Annotated in this window: 13 protein-coding genes; 4 read left to right on the top strand and 9 right to left on the bottom strand. The window is 70.3% G+C overall.

The genetic code is table 11. The features are described from left to right. Nucleotides 1-267 precede the first annotated feature (267 nt). From ABD932_RS12380 to ABD932_RS12340, 9 genes are all read right to left on the bottom strand, one after another. The gene (locus tag ABD932_RS12380) at nt 268-1,083 is read right to left on the bottom strand and encodes an ABC transporter permease (protein WP_345011733.1); all 816 of its coding nucleotides are present in this window, start codon (nt 1,081-1,083) and stop codon (nt 268-270) included. Between the two features lies 1 nt (nt 1,084). Beyond that, on the bottom strand, nt 1,085-1,891 hold the full coding sequence (locus tag ABD932_RS12375) for an ABC-2 family transporter protein (protein ID WP_345011731.1): 807 nt from the start codon (nt 1,889-1,891) through the stop codon (nt 1,085-1,087). Between the two features lies 1 nt (nt 1,892). Then, complete coding sequence (locus ABD932_RS12370) at nt 1,893-2,900, bottom strand: ABC transporter ATP-binding protein (protein WP_345011729.1); 1,008 nt, start codon at nt 2,898-2,900, stop codon at nt 1,893-1,895. 137 nt (nt 2,901-3,037) lie between these two features. Further along, on the bottom strand, nt 3,038-5,911 hold the full coding sequence (locus ABD932_RS12365; RefSeq protein ID WP_345011727.1) for a glycoside hydrolase family 2 TIM barrel-domain containing protein: 2,874 nt from the start codon (nt 5,909-5,911) through the stop codon (nt 3,038-3,040). 27 nt (nt 5,912-5,938) lie between these two features. Continuing rightward, a complete protein-coding gene (locus ABD932_RS12360) occupies nt 5,939-6,814 on the bottom strand; it encodes a carbohydrate ABC transporter permease (RefSeq protein WP_345011999.1) in 876 nt (291 codons plus the stop codon). A gap of 17 nt (nt 6,815-6,831) precedes the next feature. Beyond that, nucleotides 6,832-7,797 (bottom strand): carbohydrate ABC transporter permease, encoded by a 966-nt coding sequence (locus tag ABD932_RS12355; RefSeq protein WP_345011725.1) that lies wholly within the window; start codon nt 7,795-7,797, stop codon nt 6,832-6,834. Between the two features lie 20 nt (nt 7,798-7,817). Continuing rightward, the gene (locus tag ABD932_RS12350; RefSeq protein WP_345011723.1) at nt 7,818-9,083 is read right to left on the bottom strand and encodes an ABC transporter substrate-binding protein; all 1,266 of its coding nucleotides are present in this window, start codon (nt 9,081-9,083) and stop codon (nt 7,818-7,820) included. A 211-nt stretch (nt 9,084-9,294) separates the two neighbouring features. Next, entirely contained in the window at nt 9,295-10,545 is a 1,251-nt protein-coding gene (locus ABD932_RS12345; protein WP_345011721.1) for an ROK family protein, read from the bottom strand. Between the two features lie 236 nt (nt 10,546-10,781). Further along, the gene (locus tag ABD932_RS12340) at nt 10,782-12,035 is read right to left on the bottom strand and encodes a D-arabinono-1,4-lactone oxidase (RefSeq protein ID WP_345011719.1); all 1,254 of its coding nucleotides are present in this window, start codon (nt 12,033-12,035) and stop codon (nt 10,782-10,784) included. Between the two features lie 177 nt (nt 12,036-12,212). Here ABD932_RS12340 and ABD932_RS12335 point away from each other — a divergent pair, with 177 nt between their 5' ends. The 4 genes from ABD932_RS12335 (at nt 12,213) to rsgA (ending at nt 18,023) form a co-directional block, all read left to right on the top strand. Then, a complete protein-coding gene (locus ABD932_RS12335; RefSeq protein ID WP_425587452.1) occupies nt 12,213-13,190 on the top strand; it encodes a hydroxyacid dehydrogenase in 978 nt (325 codons plus the stop codon). A 479-nt stretch (nt 13,191-13,669) separates the two neighbouring features. After that, on the top strand, nt 13,670-14,989 hold the full coding sequence (locus tag ABD932_RS12330) for a radical SAM protein (protein ID WP_345011715.1): 1,320 nt from the start codon (nt 13,670-13,672) through the stop codon (nt 14,987-14,989). 207 nt (nt 14,990-15,196) lie between these two features. After that, nucleotides 15,197-16,690 carry a cellulose binding domain-containing protein gene (locus tag ABD932_RS12325; RefSeq protein ID WP_345011713.1) on the top strand — a complete coding sequence of 498 codons (1,494 nt, stop codon included), beginning with the start codon at nt 15,197-15,199 and terminating at the stop codon, nt 16,688-16,690. A gap of 241 nt (nt 16,691-16,931) precedes the next feature. Continuing rightward, nucleotides 16,932-18,023, top strand: coding sequence for a ribosome small subunit-dependent GTPase A (rsgA, locus tag ABD932_RS12320; protein WP_345011711.1), 1,092 nt, complete (start codon nt 16,932-16,934; stop codon nt 18,021-18,023). Nucleotides 18,024-18,168: the final 145 nt, after the last annotated feature.

Genomic DNA, 18,168 nt, shown 5'->3' with positions numbered 1-18,168 from the left:
CCTTGAGGTTGCCGGGGATCCGCGTCGAGTTCGTGGTCTCGAATCGACGGGGCGATGGAATACGTACGAGGCGCACTGGGGGAGGGCTACGGCAGGAACGCCCTCCGAGGAGCCGCCGACCAGCCCCGGCCGTCGGCCGGGCCCGGGACGTACCCGTCGTCGCGGTGCTGCGCGCGCACGGCCGAGCAGCACGGTGAGCGGGACGATCGCCACCGGATCGCCCCGCCGTCGAACTGCTCAGCGGCCCCACTCGGCCGTGTCCACCCGTCAGCCGTTCACCCCCGTGTAATGCCGCAACGCCCACCGCCACACCAGCCGCGACGCCAGGTACAGGGCGACGCCGAGCAGCGGAGAGGCCGCCGCCAGCCAGTAGGGCACGCCGATGTCGTGGTCGTGGCCGGTCAGTACGGCGCTGGGGAGGTAGGCGACGAAGGCGAGCGGGAGGGCGTACGTCAGGAAACCGCCCACCGCCCGGGGGAGGACGTTCAGCGGGTAGCTGCCGAACGTGCCGAGCAGTTCCTCCAGCCAGCGGCTCCAGTAGTCGGCGGCCGGGAAGCGCAGGCAGGCTCCGGCCACCGCGGTGAACAGGGCCGCCTCCAGCAGCATCCCGCCGATGATCGCGGCGATCAGATACGAGACCCGGCCCGCCGTCCATTCCAGCTGACTGCGGCTGAGCGCGCCCACCATCAGGCCGGCCGCGACCGTGAGGTCGCCGATCGCGTTGGTCGGGAAGTAGGCGAGCTGGACCTGGCGGTGCACCGGCATGGGGCGCAGGAGATAGACGTCGATGCTGCCCTCCTGGACCTGCCGGCCGATGAAGTGCATCCGGCCCAGGAAGAGCACGAACAGCCCGTGCGCGAGCATCCGGATCGCCGGGATGAGCAGCACGTCCGAGCTGTCCCAGCCGCCCATCCCGGTGAACCGCGCCAGCAGCACCGTCGCGAACACGATCACCGACACCTGCCAGATCGCGCCGATCGCGATGTTCAGCAGGAACTCCGTGCGGTACTCCATCGCGGCCCGGATGTTGAGCAGCGAGACGCGCCACACGATGCGCAGGGACTTCACGGTCTTCACCGACATCTCAGCCTCCCTGCGAGATCACTCGCCGCGCGGCCCGCCGCCACACCCACCGGGTGAACAGCGCCAGCACGACGACCCACGCGGCCTGAATCGCCAACTGGGCGCCCGCGTCGGACAGTTCGATGCGGCCGACGTAGATCGACAACGGCACGCTGAGCGTCGCCTGGAACGGCAGGAAGCCGCTCAGTGTGATGAACCAGTCCGGGAAGAACCACAGCGGCGCGTACACCCCGGACAGCAGGTTCTGCGCGAAGATCAGGATCAGCATCGCGGAGTTGTTGCGGAGGGTGAAGAAGCACAGCTGGTCGAGGGTGAGCATGACGTAGTACAGGACCCACTGGCCGAGCAGCATGCTCAGCACGAACACCCCGGCCATGGCAGCCGACTCGGGGGGCTCCACGACTCCGGCCGCGAGGCACACGGCGTATCCGCCGAGCGCCCACGCCAGCCCGTACAGCTGCTCGCCGAGGGCGCGCAGGGCGTAGTAGCGCTGGGGCGGCAGCGGGCGCAGATACCAGTAGACGATCGTGCCGAAGTGCATGTGCTGAAGGACCGTGTCCCGCCCGGCGTACTGGTCCAACTCCCGTAGCCGGGAGGCGAGTACGGCCATGACGGCGTACGTGACCGCCTGGTCGCGGCTGAGTCCGGCGGTGGTGCCCGTCTGGGCGTACAGGCCGCGCCACAGCGACGCCACCAGGACCACCTGGACGGTCAGCCGCAGCAGGACGGCCGTCATGCGGGGCGGCGTGTGCAGCTCGCCGAGCGGCGTGACGCGGGCGGCGCGCCAGCCGTGCAGTACGGCGGCCATCTCAGGCACCCTCCGGCGCCGGCCCGGCCTGCACGTACGCGGCGCGCATCACGTCCTCCAGGTCCGCCTCGTCGAGGGCGAGGTCCGTCACCTCGTACCGCTCGATGACCTGCTTGAGCGCCTGGTGCACGGTCGGCGCGTCGGGACCGTCCGGCCCGAAGACCGCCTGCGGGCCCTCGCGCCGCAGCAGCGCGATGCCCGGCAGGGCGCCGACCTCGGTGTGCGGGTCGGCGAGCGTCACCCGCACCTGCCAGGTCGAGCCGAACTTGCGGCGGATCTCGTCGAGGGTGCCGTCCAGGACGAGCCGCCCGTGGTTGATCAGCACGACCCGCTCGGCGAGGCGCTCGACCTCCGTCATGTCGTGGGTGGTGAGCAGGACCGTACGGCCGCGCTCTTCCACCTGGTGCCGCAGGAACTCCCGCACCTGCTCCTTCACCACCACGTCCATGCCGATGGTCGGCTCGTCGAGGAAGACGACCGGCGGGTCGTGCAGCAGGGCGGCGGCCAGATCGGAGCGGACGCGCTGACCGAGGGAGAGGTGACGGACCCGGGTGTCCCAGAAGGAGGAGAGGTCGAGGAGGTCGTCGAACTCCTTCAGCCGCGTGGCGTGTTCGGGCTTCGGCACCTCGTAGATGTCGCGCAGGATCGCGAACGACTCGCGCACCGGGAGGTCCCACCACAGCTGGGTGCGCTGTCCGAACACCGTGCCGATGTTGCGGGCGTTGCGCTCGCGCTCCTCGTACGGCACCACACCCGCGACCCGGGCCTCGCCGGACGTGGGGGTGAGGATGCCCGTCAGCATCTTGATGGTGGTGGACTTGCCGGCGCCGTTCGGGCCGAGCAGGGCGAGGAGTTCGCCCGGGGCGACGGAGAAGGTCACGTCGGAGACGGCGTGCTTGGCGACGCGCTCCGGGTTGACGAGTGAGCGGAGTGCTCCCGCGAAGCCGGGGCGGCGGGTCGTGGTGTGGAAGGTTCGGGACAGACCGCGAACCTCGATACTGCCAATCAAGTGACATCAACTCCCTTGTGCAGAACGCAAGTTGCGGCCGGTCGGCAGGAGTGCCGACCGGCCGCTGGTGGCCTTCCGACGGTGTCGGAAAGTCGATCAATCGGTCAATCGATTTACAGCTTCCACACGGAGGTTTCTCACTCGTGGTTCGAGAACACGAACGAGAACTCCGCAGGCTTGGCCTTCAGGAAGTACTGCGGCAGCGGGCCAGGGCCGCACGACTGCGAACCGATGCCGTGCTGGCCGTGGTCGAGGTTGATCCAGAGGGTGTCCCCCGGCGTGAGATCGGTCAGGTGTCGGGCGGCGTCCAGTTGCTCGTTGGTCCAGGGCCGGGCGCTGAACCAGAACTCCGGGACGCCCTCGATCCGCAGGCCGCCGAGCTCCGCCCAGCGGACGTCGGCGACGGCGCCGTTCTCCTGCGGGCGGACGTACGGGGTCTGCATGGTGTCGATGTCCGGCATCCACTGGCCGAGCCTGGAGGCGGCTCGGGTGTCCGGGTACGCCTCGCCACTGCCGCCGAAGTACAGGACTTCCCGCGCGGAGTCGGCCGCGATCCCGAAGCGGATGCCGAGCCGCGGCAGCGGCACCGTCCAGTCGCCCTCGGGCGTCACGGACACGGTCAGCTTCAGCAGGGTGCCGTCGGACGTCCAGCGGTACTCCGTGCGCAGGCCCACCTCGGCGGCGGCGGGCGCCACCCGGGTACGCACGGTCAACCCGTCGTCGCCAAGCTCCACGGCGTCCAGCCGGTGCTGCATACGGTGCAGGCCGAGCTTGCGCCACAGCACGCCGTAGCGCGTGTCGTCCTGCCAGGACGCGCCCTCGTCGTTGTCCGTCGTCGCCCGCCACACGTCCAGGCGCAGCCCGGTCACGTCGAGGCCGCAGATCGTCCTCGGCGCACCCGAGCGGGCGTCGAAGGTCGCCGGGCCGAGCGTGATCAGCCGCTCGTCGCGCGCGGGCCGCTGCGAGGCGGTGACGGTCACCGGTGTGCGGGGAGCGACGGTGCCCTGGCCCCACGCCACCTCATGCCCCTTGGGCCCCCAGGATGTGTCCGCGGCGAGCAGCGCGCGGACCGTCCACAGGACCTCCTCGCCCTGGCCGTCCGGTGCCGCCGTCGGCAGCTTGACCTCCGCCGACTCACCCGGCGCGAGCGGCGGCACGGCGAGCGTGTGAGCGCCCGTGGGGAAGCCGTCCACCGAGTAGAAGAACTCGTACTCCAGGTGCGAGAGATCGCCGAAGTCGTACGCGTTGGTCACCCGTACGGCGCCGCCCGTGCCGTCTCCCTCGATCCGGACCGGCTCGATCACCTTCTTGTACTCGACGAGCCCCGGCGACGGCGTCCGGTCCGGGAAGATCAGCCCGTCGCAGACGAAGTTGCCGTCGTGCAGCTCCTCGCCGAAGTCGCCGCCGTAGGCGTAGCCCAGCTCGGGGTGCTTGATGCCGTGGTCGATCCACTCCCAGATGAAGCCGCCCTGGAGCCGCTCGTACCGCTCGAAGATCTGCTGGTAGTCCGCGATGCCGCCCGGGCCGTTGCCCATCGCGTGCCCGTACTCGCACTGGATGAAGGGCAACCCACGCCTCTTGTGCGTGCCGCCGTCCAGGTGCTGCCCGATGCGCTCGACCTCCTCGTGGGAGGCGTACATCCGCGAGTACACGTCGGTGTCCCGGCAGTCCCAGTCGCCCTCGTAGTGCACGAGCCGCGAGGAGTCCCGGCCGTGGATCCACTCGGCCATCGCGGTCAGCCCGCGTCCGGTGCCGGCCTCGTTGCCGAGGGACCAGAAGACGACCGACGGGTGGTTCTTGTCGCGCTCGACCATGCGGGCCGCGCGGTCCAGCAGGGCGGGGGTCCAGCGGTCGTCGTCGACAGGGTTGTCGCGCCAGGCCTGCTCGGTGAAGCCGTGGGTCTCCAGGTCGCACTCGTCGATGACCCACAGGCCGTACTCGTCGCACAGGTCGAGGAAGGCCGGGTGCGGCGGGTAGTGCGAGGTGCGCACCGCGTTCAGGTTGTGCCGCTTCATCAGCAGCACGTCCTCGCGCATCGTCTCCAGGTCCAGCGCGCGGCCCTTCTCGGGGTGCCACTCGTGCCGGTTGACGCCCTTGAAGAGGACCGCCTTGCCGTTGACCTTGATCAGGCCGTCCTCCAGGACGACCGTACGGAAGCCGATGCGCAGCGGCACGCGCTCGCCGGCCGTGACCAGCTCGCCGTCGTACAGCTTCGGCGTCTCCGCCGACCACGGCTCGACCGCGACGGTCACCGGCTCGCCGGTCGCGACATCGATGTCGAGGGCGGGCACGGACACCCGCCCGTCGACGTCGGAGTCGACGCGCAGGGTGCCCTCGCCCGTGGTGTGGTCGTAGGAAGCGTGCACGAAGAAGTCGCCCGCGCCGCCCGTCGGGCGGTGCAGCAGGGTGACGTCACGGAAGATGCCGGGCAGCCACCACTGGTCCTGGTCCTCCAGGTAGGAGCCCGCCGACCACTGGTGCACGCGGACGGCGAGCACATTGCCGGCCGGCTTCAGCAGCTGCCCGACCGCGAACTCGTGCGGCAGCCGCGAGCCCTTGAACTCGCCGATGTCCGTGCCGTTCAGCCAGACACGGGCGCAGGACTCGACGCCGTCGAAGCGGATGACCGCCCCGCCGTCCGCCGGCCAGTCCGCCGGCAGGTCGAAGACCCGCACATGGTCGCCGGTCGGGTTCTCGGTCGGGACGTGCGGCGGATCGACCGGGAAGGGGTAGAGGTGGTTGGTGTAGATGGGCGAACCGAACGCGCCGTCGCCCTGCAGGACCCAGTGGCCGGGGACCGTGACCTCGGCCCAGCCCTCGGCGTCGTATCCCTGCTCGGCGAAGGAGTCGTCCTCGGCGTCGGCCGTGGCCGACAGACGGAAGCGCCAGCTGCCGTTCAGGGACAGGGACTTCGCGTCCGAGGAGGCGTACCAGGCGCGGGGCGGGAGGGCTCCGCGGCCCGGGGAGACGTCCTCTACGTAGTCGACGGAGGGGGTGGTGCGGAAAGACATCGGTCTCCAGCTCTTGAGAAGAGGGCGTCAGCCCTTGATACCGGTCTGCGCGATCCCCTGCACCAGCCAGCGCTGGAGGAAGAGGAACACGAACACCAGGGGCAGGATGGAAACGGCCGTGGCCATGAAGATCAGATGGAAGACCACGGTCTGGTTGGTCATGTAGCTGGAGAGAGCGACCTGGACGGTCCACGAGCTCGGGTCCTGCCCGATGACCAGCGGCCACAGGAAGGCGTTCCAGCCGTTGATGAAGGTGATGGTCGCCATCGCCGCGAAGAAGTTCAGCGAGTTGGGTACGACGACCCGCCAGTACGCGCCCCAGTAGCCCAGGCCGTCCATGCGTGCCGCCTCCTCCAGTTCCTTGGGGAACCCCAGGAAGTACTGCCGAAAGAGGAAGCAGGTGAAACCACTGAACAGGCCCGGGATGATGAGACCCCGGTAGGTGTCCACCCAGCCGAGCGAGGAGACCAGCACGAAGCTCGGCACGAAGGTGACCGCGGTCGGGACCATCAGGGTTCCCAGGACGGCGTAGAACACCTTGTTGGCGTGCTTGTACGGGATGCGGGCCAGACCGTAGCCCACGAGGGAGCACACCAGCAGGACGCCGACGGTGTGCAGGGTGGCCACGACCGCCGAGTTCCACAGGGACTGGGCGAAGGGGACCGTCTCGTCGGTGAAGAGCTCGCCGATGTTGCCCCACTGGATGTCCGTGGGGAAGATCTTCCAGTTCTCTCCGGTGATCTCGGCGTCGGTGGAGAGGGCGTTGCGGACGAGGATGTAGAACGGGATCAGGAAGAGGAAGGCGGCGACGCCCGTGGCGACGTAGAGGCCGGTGGAGCTCATCACGCCGCCACCGCGCCTGACCCGGCTGGGTGTGTCCGACGTCGGCGCGGACTTCCGCATCTTGTCCATGGTGGTGGTCACTTGGACTCGTCCCCCCTTCCGAAGCCCATGATCTTGCCCTGGAGCAGGGTCACGGCACAGATCAGCACGGTCAGGATGAGTGCGCCCGCGCTGCCGGCGCCGTAGTCCTGGCTCTCGCCCAGGGCCTTGTAGTACAGCTCGACGAGGGGCGGGCGGCCCCAGGTGGTCTTCGACAGCAGGTTGAAGAACTCGTCGAAGGCCTGGTAGGCGGCGATGAGCAGCAGCAGGATCACCGCGGTGGACGTGGCGCGCAGCTGGGGCAGGGTGATGTACCGGAAGGTCTGCCAGCCCGACTTGGCGCCGTCGATGGCGGCGGCCTCGTACAGCTCGTCCGGGATGTTCTGCAGGGCCGCGATGAACAGGATCATGTAGAAGCCGGACTGCAGCCAGAGCCGGGCGGTCACGATGACCAGCCAGTACCAGGGCGGGTTGGGGTCGATCAGCCAGGCGATGTTCTCGACCCCGAACCAGCTGAGGACCGTGTTCATCAGGCCGAAGCGGACCCCGCTGAAGATGGACATCTTCCAGATGAGCGCCGCGGCGACATAGCTGACCGCGGTCGGCAGGAAGAAGACCGAGCGGAAGAACGCCCGCATGAACCGGAGCCGGTTCACCAGCAGGGCGAGGCCCAGTGACAGTGCCCAGGTGGTGGGCACGATGAACGCGGCGAAGACGGTGAAGGTGCCGAGCGAGCCGACGAAGTCCTCGTTCGTCAGCATGTACGTGTAGTTGTCGAAGCCGATGAACTTGTCCGGCGTGACGGTGAAGCGGGCCTCGAAGAAGCTGAGCCAGAGGCTCCAGAGGATCGGCGTGTAGACGAAGATCGCCAGACCGATCAGGAACGGCCCGGTGAAGAGCCAGAAGGCGAGGGTGGGGCTGCCCCGCAGACCCCGCCGCGGCTTGGCCGAGGAGGCCTTCGCCGGGGCGGGGCTCGCGAGGTCGAGCTTGGTGGTCGTCGACATGTCGTGGTCCGTCCCGCGGCCTATCCGAACAGCTTCTTGAGCTCGCGGTTGACGGCCGTGTCGGCCTTGTCGAGCGCCTTCTCCGGGTCCATGTCCTTGCGGACGGAGTTGGCGAAGACGTCTTCCAGGGCGGTGATCATCGCCTGGGTCCAGCCGATGTTGTCGAAGTGACCGAATTCGTTGAAGAGCCTGACGCCCTCAGCGGCGTTGCCCGTCTTGAGCTTGTCGGCCTCCTTGGCGAGCGACGTGCGCGGCGGGATGTGGAAGCCGTAGGAGGTGGCCCAGTCCTCCTGGTACTCCTTCTGGTCGATCCACAGCCACTTCACGAACTCCTTGGCCGCGTCGACGTTCTTGCTCTTGGCGTTGACGAACATCGACCAGCCGCCGTTGTAGACCGACTGCTTGCCGGAGTCGACGGTCTTCGGGAAGGGGAAGACACCCCAGTCGTCGCCGAGCGCGTCCTGGATCTGCGGCATCGCCCACATGCCGCAGAACTGGATGGCACACAGGCCCTGGTTGAGCGAGGAGGGGTCCCAGGACTCGGTCGGGGCGCCGAGGAGAAGGTCGCCGCTGGTGAACAGCCGGCGCATCTTCTTGATGCCCTCGATGACGCCGTCCGTGTGGTAGGCGATCTCGTTCTTCTCGTCGAGGGTGTCGGCGCCCGCGGACCAGATCATCGGGTTGATGACGTTGTGCAGGTCGTTGCCCAGGTACAGGCCCTTGACCTTGCTGGTGGTCAGCTTGGCGGCGGCCTCCATCAGCTCGTCGAGTGTGGTCGGCACCTCGACCTTGGCCTTCTCCAGCATCGACTTGCGGTAGAAGAAGAACTGCGGGTCGTCGATCATCCGGACGCCGTATATCTTCCCGTCGACCGTGTGCGACTTGATGTCGGCCGGGTTGAAGTCGTCCTTGACCGGCTCGACGATGTCGGTCAGGTCCGCCACCTGACCGCTCCTGACCATCTGGATCTGCGGGTGGAACTCGAAGAGGTCCGGCGCGTTGTCGGTGAGCAGGGCCGAGAAGAGCTTGCTCTCGAAGTCCGAGCTGGTGATCCACTGCGTGGTCACGTTGGCGTCCTTGTACGCCTTCGCGTACCGCTTGATGGCCTGCTCGGTGCCCGCCTCGCCGTACGCGTGGAACATCTGCACGAGGTTCGTGCCCGAACCGGACCCGCCACCGCGGCCGTTGTTGCTGCCGCACGCGGCCAGTCCGCCGGCGGCGGCCAGACCCAGCGCGGCCCGCAGTGCGGTGCGGCGGTCGAAGTTCCTGTTGCTCAATGCCGACATGCTGACGTCCTTGTCTCGAGTACGGCTTGCGGCTCTGCGCCCGTGCCTGTGGCTGGAGCGGCTCAGCGCCAGGTGGCTCAAATGGGGTTGCGGTGCGGGACGTTAACCTTCGACTAAGGCTTCGGCAAGGGGTTGGACGAAGTCTGTTCGAAGCGTTGCGTCGCGTTCGGAATGCCGGACGTGGTGGGGTGTGGGCCGCCGCAATCCTTCGTTACGAAAGGGGTGCGGTACGGCTCTTCGCGGGGGTGGTGCGTTTCGTCGCGGTCCTCTGCCCCGCAGACTGCAGCGCCCCCTCCAGCGCGAACGTCGCCGCGCCCAGGCACACCGGGTCGGTGGGGATGGGGGAGAGGACGATCCGGGTGGCGGCCAGGGGCCGCCTGAGCGCGTGCCGGGCGACGGCCTCGCGCACCTCGTGCAGCAGCGGTTCGCCGAGGGTGGCGGCGACCCAGCTGCTGAGCACGACGACCTCCGGGTTGAACAGGTTCACCAGGTCGGCGATGCCGGCGCCCAGGTACCGGGCGGTGTCCCGGACCACCTTGGCCGCCACCGGATCGTGCGCGGCGACCCCACGGGCCAGCGCGTCGATCGTGGCCGTCTGGTCCTCGGGGTGCAGCAGGGTGCTGTCGGCGGCCAGCTCCCGCAGGTTCACCATGATCCCGGGCGCGCCGACATACGTCTCCACGCAGCCGTGGTTGCCGCAGTGGCACAGCCGCCCGTCCAGCACGAGCGTCGTATGACCCCACTCACCGGCGCTGTTGCTCACGCCCCGGTGCAGCCCGCCGCCGAGCACTAGCCCGGCGCCCACGCCGGTGCCGAGGTTGACCACCACGGCGTCCCCGCTGCCGCGCGCGGCACCGAACCACAGCTCGGCGACCGCGCAGGCGCGCAGCGGATTGTCCATGTACAGGGGGTAGGCGATGTGCTCGGCGAGCAGGTCGAGCAGCGGCACGTCGTGCCAGTCCCAGTTGGGCGCGTACTCGGAGACGCCGGTGTCCCGGTCCACCTGCCCCGGCACGCTCACCCCGACGCCGAGCACCCGGGCGCCCTCCACGCCGGCCTGCGCGACCACCGCTCCGACGGCGGCGGCGACATGGCCGACGACCTGCTCGGGGCGGTTCTCGCCGGGGCGCATGTCCTCGTCGGCGCGGGCCAGGACGTTCAGGGCGAGATCGAAGAGCTCGACCCGGACGTACGTCTCCGCGATGTCGACGCCGATCAGCGCGCCGCCGGACGCGTTGACGGCCACCAGCCCCCGGGGGCGGCCGCCGGCCGAGTCCTCGAACCCGACCTCGGTGATCATCCGGAGGTCGAGCAGCTCGCCCACGAGGGTGGCGACCGTGGCGAGGCTGAGACCGGTGGCGGCCGCCAGCTCCTGCCGGGAGGTGGGCGACGAGGCGATGATCTGGCGCAGCACCTCGTAGCGGTTCGCGGTGCGGATGTCGCGTGATGTGCCGCGCTTCATCGAACTCCCCTCACTGACAAGCGCCGTCGCTGTCGGATCGGCCGGGGGTCCGGGGGTTGTCCCCCGGGAAAGCACAGCACCGGGCGTGCCCCCGTCCCTTCACGTCGTGCCGGGTCGTCCTCGGCACCGGCGCGGCGCAAGGCTATGGCGTGCGCCGACTTTCGACAAGGGGTTAGGAAAGGGGCTGTAGAAAGTCTTTCCGCTGGAAGCGCCCGGTGCGGCGGTACTGGCGAGTATCAGCCGTCGAGTACGTCCCGCACAAATACGTTGGCGAACTTACCCGCCGGGTCCAGCTCCCGCGCCAGTGCCCGGAAGTCCGCCAGCCTCGGATACCGCTCGCGTACGGCCCGGGCCGGCACCGTGAACACCTTCCCCCAGTGCGGCCGCGGCTCGAAGGCGTCCAGCGCGTCCTCCAGCCGCCGCACCACCGGCAGGACGGCCGCCGTGTCCGCGATCCAGGTGAAGTGCAGGGCCACGGTGTCCCGGCCGTAGGAGGGGCTGAGCCACTGCTCGTCGGCGGCGACCGTGCGCACCTCGCAGGTCTGGAGTACGGGGGCGACCGTCTCCCGTATCCCGTCGACGGCCCGCAGCGCGTCGACGGCGTACCGGCGCGGCAACAGATACTCCGACTGCAGCTCGGCCCCGCTGCTCGGGGTGAACTCCGCCCGGAAGTGCGGCAGCCGCTGGTGCCACGGCCCCGGCACCCCGAACTGCTCCGTGCAGTTGACCGCGGGCATCCCCGGCACCGGGTGCAGCTTCTCGGTGGCGGGCAGGGCCCACGGGAAGTCCGCCGGCGGCTGGTCGGTGCGCCGCTTGAGCCACACCTGCCGGAAGCCGGGCTCGCGCCAGTCGGTGAACAGGCTGACGCTGTACGCGGCCGCCATCACCGTCTCGAACTCCGTCAGGTCCAGCCCGTCCAGCGGCAGTTCGGTGAAGAGGTGCTGCTCGACCTCGAAGGACGGCTCCAGGTCGAGGGTGAGCGCTGTGACGACACCCAGGGCGCCCAGCGAGGTGACGGCACCGCCGAACCGCTGCTCGTCGCGCCCGACGGTCACCACCGAACCGTCCGCCGTCACCAGCTCCACCTCCCGCACGGACGTGGCCAGCGAACCGTTGCCGACGCCCGATCCATGAGTGCCGGTGGCGACCGAGCCGGCCACCGAAATGTGCGGCAGGGAAGCCATGTTGGGCAGCGCGAGGCCGTGCGCGTACACCGCGCGGGCGAGTTCGGCGTACCGTACGCCGCCCGAGACCCGTACCGTACGGGCCGCACGGTCCACGTCGATCGCCGGCGGCAGACCGGCGATCGACAGCAGGACGCCCTCGGGGCCCGGCTCGGCGATCTCGTTGAAGGAGTGCCCGCTGCCCAGCACCCGCACCCGCTCGCTCCCGGCGACCAGGGCGCTGATCGCGTCGAGCGAGTACGGCCGGTGCAACTCCTTGGCGGAGAAGGTGATGTTGCCCGCCCAGTTGGTGATCGTCTCGGTCATCCTTGCCGTCCTTCAAGGTGAGTGCCTGCGCGTTGACCCTCTCATCCGCGCCTGCTTACGGTAGAGAACGCTTTCCAACAGCGCTGCACCGCACCGCGGCGCTCCTCGCCGCACCCCACCTCACCCTGCCGAGCCGGAGGCCACGCCTTGACCCAGCGGGCGCACGCCATGTTCGCCATGTCCTCCCAGAACCTGCCGCTGGTCTTCCCGCCGCAGGTGCTGGCGCGGCTGCGGGAGTCGGTCGACATCGACCCCGGCCTGGTGGCCGAGGACTTCACGGACCCCCGCCTCGCGGACGCCCTCGCCCGCACCGAGATCCTCGTCACCGGCTGGGGATGCCCCCGCCTCGACGCGGCGGCCCTCGACGCCGCACCGAAACTGCGCGCGGTGCTGCACTCGGCCGGCTCGGTCAAGAGCCTCGCCACGCCCGAGCTGTGGCGGCGCGGCATCGCGGTGAGTTCGGCCGCCGTCGCCAACGCCGTGCCGGTCGCCGAGTACACGCTCGCCATGATCCTGCTCGCCGGGAAGGACCTCTTCGCCGCCCGCGACCGCCTGCGCGGCGAGCGGGCCTTCCCCGGCTGGGGACTCGTCCCCGGCATCGGCAACCACGGCCGTCGGGTCGGAGTCATCGGCGCCTCCCGCATCGGCCGCAAGGTGCTGGAACTCCTGCGCCCCTTCGACCTGGTCCCCAGCCTGACCGACCCGTACGTCGACGAGGCGGGCGCCGCCGCGCTCGGCGTCCCCCTCCTCCGGCTCGACGACCTCCTGCGCACCTCGGAGATCGTGACGATCCACGCCCCCGAGACCCCGCAGACCCGCCGTCTCATCGGCGCCCGCGAGCTGGCCCTGATGCCCGACGGGGCGGTTCTGATCAACACCGCGCGGGGCGGCCTGCTCGACCACGATGCCCTGATCGCCGAGCTCCGCACCGGCCGCCTCTCCGCGATCCTCGATGTCACCGACCCCGAGCCCCTGCCCGCCGACTCCCCCCTGTACGACCTGCCGGGCGCCTTCATCACCCCGCACCTCGCGGGCTCCCAGGGCAACGAGGCGGCCCGCCTGGGGCTCGCGGTCGTGCGGGAGGCGGAACGGCTCGCGGCGGGTGGGGAGGTGGCGTACGCGGTCGACCCGGCGGTGCTGGGGCGGGAGGCATGAGCCACGGCGGGCACCGGCGTCGGCGCGCCGCGCGCTGACGGGCGGCCGCGGTGCGCGGCGCCCGTCAGCGGGCGGCCGCGGTGCGCGGCGCCGCGAGGCTCGCGATCCGGGTGTGCGGTGCTGGGTGCTGCAACAGGCTCGCGCGAGGACGCCTCACCCACGTTCCGGCTGCGCGCCCTGCCCGGGCCGGTGCAGGACGCCGTGCCGGCCGGCACGCCCGCCTGCCCATGCGGGCCTGTCACGCGCGGGAACGCGGTCGGCAGCGACCCGGGGGACACAGGCCGAAGCGTCCCCGCGGCCACCTGGTACTCCCCCCATCGCCTCGCCGAGACCGCCCCGAGGGGGCCCCGGCGCCGCTCACGCCCGGCCGGGGGCATACCGTGAGGAGTCGTACGCCAGAGAGCCTGTGTCATGTCCCCGGCCGGGCGCGCGACCGGCCGGGGACATGACACAGGCTCTGAGCCGGGAGGAGATTACGGATGGGCAGCCGCACCGCACTGGTCGAGGATCTGATGGAGCGATTCCCGCACGTACCGCGGGAAGCCGTTTTCAAGGAGGATCTGCTCCGGGGCGGGGTGGCCTTCGATCCATCTGCCCTCAGCGACAACGAGGACGGCGAGGTCAAGCCGAAGTCGTACTTCATCTTCTCCTTCGACCACGGCACCCTGCCCGAGCTGGGCGAGGCCGCGCTGCGGCGGCCGCCGGAGGAGATCATCCTGACCGGCGGGCCGTACGACCTGCGGCGCACCGTCGTCTCGGTGCGTGTGAACCCGTCGTCGCCCTATCGCGTCGCCGCCGATGACGACGGCGTCCTCGGCCTCTACCTCGACGGCAAGCGGATCGCCGACGTCGGTGTGCCGCCGATGCCGGAGTACTACCGGCACACCCTCGCCAACGGGAAGTCGGTGATGGAGGTCGCCCCGACCATCCAGTGGGGCTACCTGATCTACCTCACCGTCTTCCGGGTCTGCCAGTACTTCGGCGCCAAGGAGGAGTGCCAGTACTGCGACATCAACCACAACTGGCGCCAGCACAAGGCGGCCGGGCGCCCGTACACCGGGGTGAAGGACGTCGAGGAGGTCCTGGAGGCCCTGGAGATCATCGACCGGTACGACACGGCGAAGGCCTCCACCGCCTACACCCTCACCGGCGGTGCCATCACCAAGACGGTCTCCGGGCGCGACGAGGCCGACTTCTACGGCCACTACGCCAAGGCCATCGAGGAGCGCTTCCCGGGCCGCTGGATCGGCAAGGTCGTCGCCCAGGCGCTGCCGCGCGACGACGTGCAGCGCTTCAAGGACTACGGCGTCCAGATCTACCACCCCAACTACGAGGTGTGGGACGAGTACCTCTTCAAGATGTACTGCCCGGGCAAGGAGCGCTACGTCGGCCGCGACGAGTGGCACAAGCGCATCCTCGACTCGGCCGAGGTCTTCGGCGCGCGCAACGTCATCCCCAACTTCGTGGCCGGCGTGGAGATGGCGGAGCCCTTCGGCTTCACGACCGTCGACGAGGCCATCGCGTCCACCACCGAGGGCCTGCGCTTCTTCATGTCCCACGGCATCACGCCCCGTTTCACCACCTGGTGCCCCGAGCCGACGACCCCGCTCGGCAAGGCCAACCCGCAGGGCGCGCCGCTGGAGTACCACATCCGCCTGCTCGAGGCCTACCGCGCCACGATGGACGAATTCGGCCTGTCCTCGCCTCCCGGCTACGGCGAGCCCGGCCCCGGCCGCGCGGTGTTCTCGGTGAGCTCCTTCATGGACAGCCTTCCCGCGGGGGAGTCCACGGCGGTATAGGTGAGTTGGCGGTACCGGTGAGACACACGGGGCTCGCATCCGTATGAGTGGCTGGAGTTGCGGGGGCGCGACGGTCTGTCATGACATCTGAACACAGCGCTTGTCAGTTGTGTTGAATACGTGAAAGGCTCATGCCCTGCCGCGAGGTTCCCCCCAACTCCATTGCCAATATGGCGAGTTGACCTCGCATGTGGATGCAGGAGACTCATGCCCGACCTGCCGACTCCCCAGGACGCCACCGAGGCCGCGCTGTTCTCCGAGTGCTGGGACGCCGTGCTGTCGTACGCCGACCTGTGCACGGCCGGCTCCTCGGCGGCCAACCAACTGGCCGCGGAGGCGTTCTCGACCGGCATACGCGAGGCCCGCGAGGCCGAGGCCGGGAGCTTCAGAAGCGCGGGCCGCCGCTCGGCCCGCCTGCCCCGGATCCCCCTCCTCCTGACCGCCGTACGCTCCACGGCGGCCGCCTGGGAGGAGACCGGCCAGGGCCACAAGCTCGACCCCGACCTGCGCCTGTGGCTCAACTCCGACAAGGCCGCCCGCTACACCGGACCCCCGCTGCAGCGCCCGATCGCGCTGCGCGGACTGCGCGACATGCAGGAACCGGACGCCGCGCTGCTGTGGCTGGCCGAGGTGGAGGCGCTGCCGCTGCCCGCCGTGGCCCGCCGGCTCGGCCTCGACCCGGACACCGTCTCCGAGGAACTCACCCAGGTCCGGGGCCTGTTCAGGGACCGCTGCCAGCGCAACCACCTCGACACGCCGATGGACGCGCACTGCCGCAGCTACGCCCGCCTCCTCGACGCCGTCACCCGCTCGGCCGGCTCCGACACCCCGGACGACCTCTCCCGCCACCTCGCCACCTGTGTGCAGTGCGCCGAGGCCGCCGCCTGTCTGCGGCTGCACGGCGGCGGGCTGCCCGGGGCCCTCGCCGGCGGTGTGATCGGCTGGGGCGGCCTTGCCTACCTGGAGCGCCGCCGCCGGGCCGCAGAGGTGCGCCTCGGCGCCCGACGTCCCGACCCGGCGGACGCGGACGGCCCGCCGAACCCCGGCGCGCACAAGGCGCGCGTCGTGCGCAACGGCCTCCTCGTCGCCGCCGTCCTCGTCTCGGCGCTCGCCCTCGCGGTGTCGGTGATGCCCGCCGGCTCCACCGGCGACGGCACCACGGCGGGCGGCGACCCCTCCGACCGCCAGCCGGTCGCCGGCCCCGGCTTCTCCGCGCCGGTGACGTCCGCCACGCAGTCCGCGTCGGACTCGCCGGAACCGTCGCGGACCACCCCGCGCGCCGACTCGCCCGAGCCGAAGAACCCCGACCCGGAGCCCCAGGGCACCACGTCGTCCGCGGCCGACGAGGACGACCCGGACCCTTCCCCGTCCACGAGCGAACCGGCGACCTGCGGCGTCGAGTACGACCTCGTCAACGAATGGCCCGACGGCTTCCAGGCCACCGTCACCGTCACCACCGAACACGCCCTCGACGACTGGCGCGTCGCCTGGTCCTTCCGCGACGGTCAGGAGGTCGGCCAGATGTGGGACGCGAGCTTCGCCCAGAACGGCTCCCGGGTCACGGCCAAGGCCGCCGACTACAACCGGACGGTCCCCGCGGACGGCGCGCTCTCCTTCGGGTTCATCGCCTCCTGGGAGGGCGAGAACTCGGCGGCGTACGACTTCTCGTTGAACGGGCACGACTGCGCGAAAACCAGTTGACGGGTGTTCGTGGGGCCGGGCTACAGTGACGGCGGTTCAGAGCGGTGGCCGGTGGCCGCCGCCGTCGAGCGGACGTATCTGACGTAGGTGAGGAGGTGTCGACCGATGGCTGTCATTGCGATGGGCGCTGCCCGCATCCAGTTCATCAAGTCCACCTCCGTGGCCGCCGGCTGAACTCACCCAATCCCTCCGCGTCATGCGTACGCGGCTGCCGGGGCCGCCCTTTGTGAAGGGTCACCCGTTGACTTCCACCTCTGTTTTCTCCGCGTTGGCTCCCTACGGCTGGGACTCGGCCTGGGCCGACGCGTTCACCCCGTACGCCGCCGAGGGGCTGCTGCCCGGGCGGGTCGTGCGGGTCGACCGCGGGCAGTGCGACGTCGTCACCGCCGACGGGGTCGTACGGGCCGACACGGCCTTCGTCACCCCGCACGATCCGATGCGGGTCGTGTGCACGGGCGACTGGGTCGTCGTCGAACCCGCCGGGAGCCCGCAGTACGTACGCGCATATCTGCCGCGCCGTACCGCCTTCGTGCGCTCCACCTCCTCCAAGCGGTCCGAGGGGCAGATCCTCGCGGCCAACGTCGACCACGCGATCGTCGCCGTGTCGCTGGCCGTCGAACTCGACCTCGGGCGGATCGAGCGGTTCCTCGCGCTGGCCTGGGAGTCGGGCGCGCAGCCCGTCATGGCCCTCACCAAGGCCGACCTCGTGCCGGACGCGGTGACGCTGTCGCATCTCGTCCAGGACGTCGAGACGACGGCTCCCGGGGTGCCCGTGCTGCCCGTCAGCGCCGTGGACGGGGACGGGCTCGACGTGCTCGTCGCGCTCGTCTCCGGCGGTACGTCCGTGCTGCTCGGCCAGTCCGGCGCGGGCAAGTCCACGCTGGCGAACGCGCTGCTCGGCGAGGACGTCATGGAGGTCCAGGCCGCACGCGAGGTCGACGGCAAGGGGCGTCATACGACGACCACACGGAACCTGCTCGCCCTGCCGGGCGGCGGGGTCCTGATCGACACCCCGGGGCTGCGCGGCGTCGGGCTCTGGGATGCCGAGACCGGCGTCGGCCAGGTCTTCTCGGAGATCGAGAAGCTGGGCGAGCGGTGCCGTTTCCACGACTGCGCGCACGAGGCCGAGCCGGGGTGCGCCGTGCTGGCCGCGATCGAGGCCGGTGAGCTGCCCGAGCGGCGGCTGGAGAGCTACCGGAAGCTGATGCGGGAGAACCAGCGGATCGTGGCCAAGACCGACGCGCGGCTTCGGGCCGAGATCAGGCGGGACTGGAAGCGGAAGGGGGCGGAGGGGCGCGCGGCGATGGAGGCGAAGCGGGGGCGTTGGCGCTGACGGTTCCGGTGTCTGCGCGGCCGTGTCTGAGGGCTGCCGCCCCCAGACCCCCGCTTCGGCCCTGAACGGGCCTCGTCCTCAAACGCCGGACGGGCGGAAGTGTGGCTGAGCTGATGGGTCAGCTTCATGTCCGATTTCCGCTAGC

Source organism: Streptomyces shaanxiensis, from assembly GCF_039537145.1.
GTDB lineage: Bacteria > Actinomycetota > Actinomycetes > Streptomycetales > Streptomycetaceae > Streptomyces > Streptomyces shaanxiensis.
This window is presented reverse-complemented; position numbering and strand designations above follow the sequence as displayed.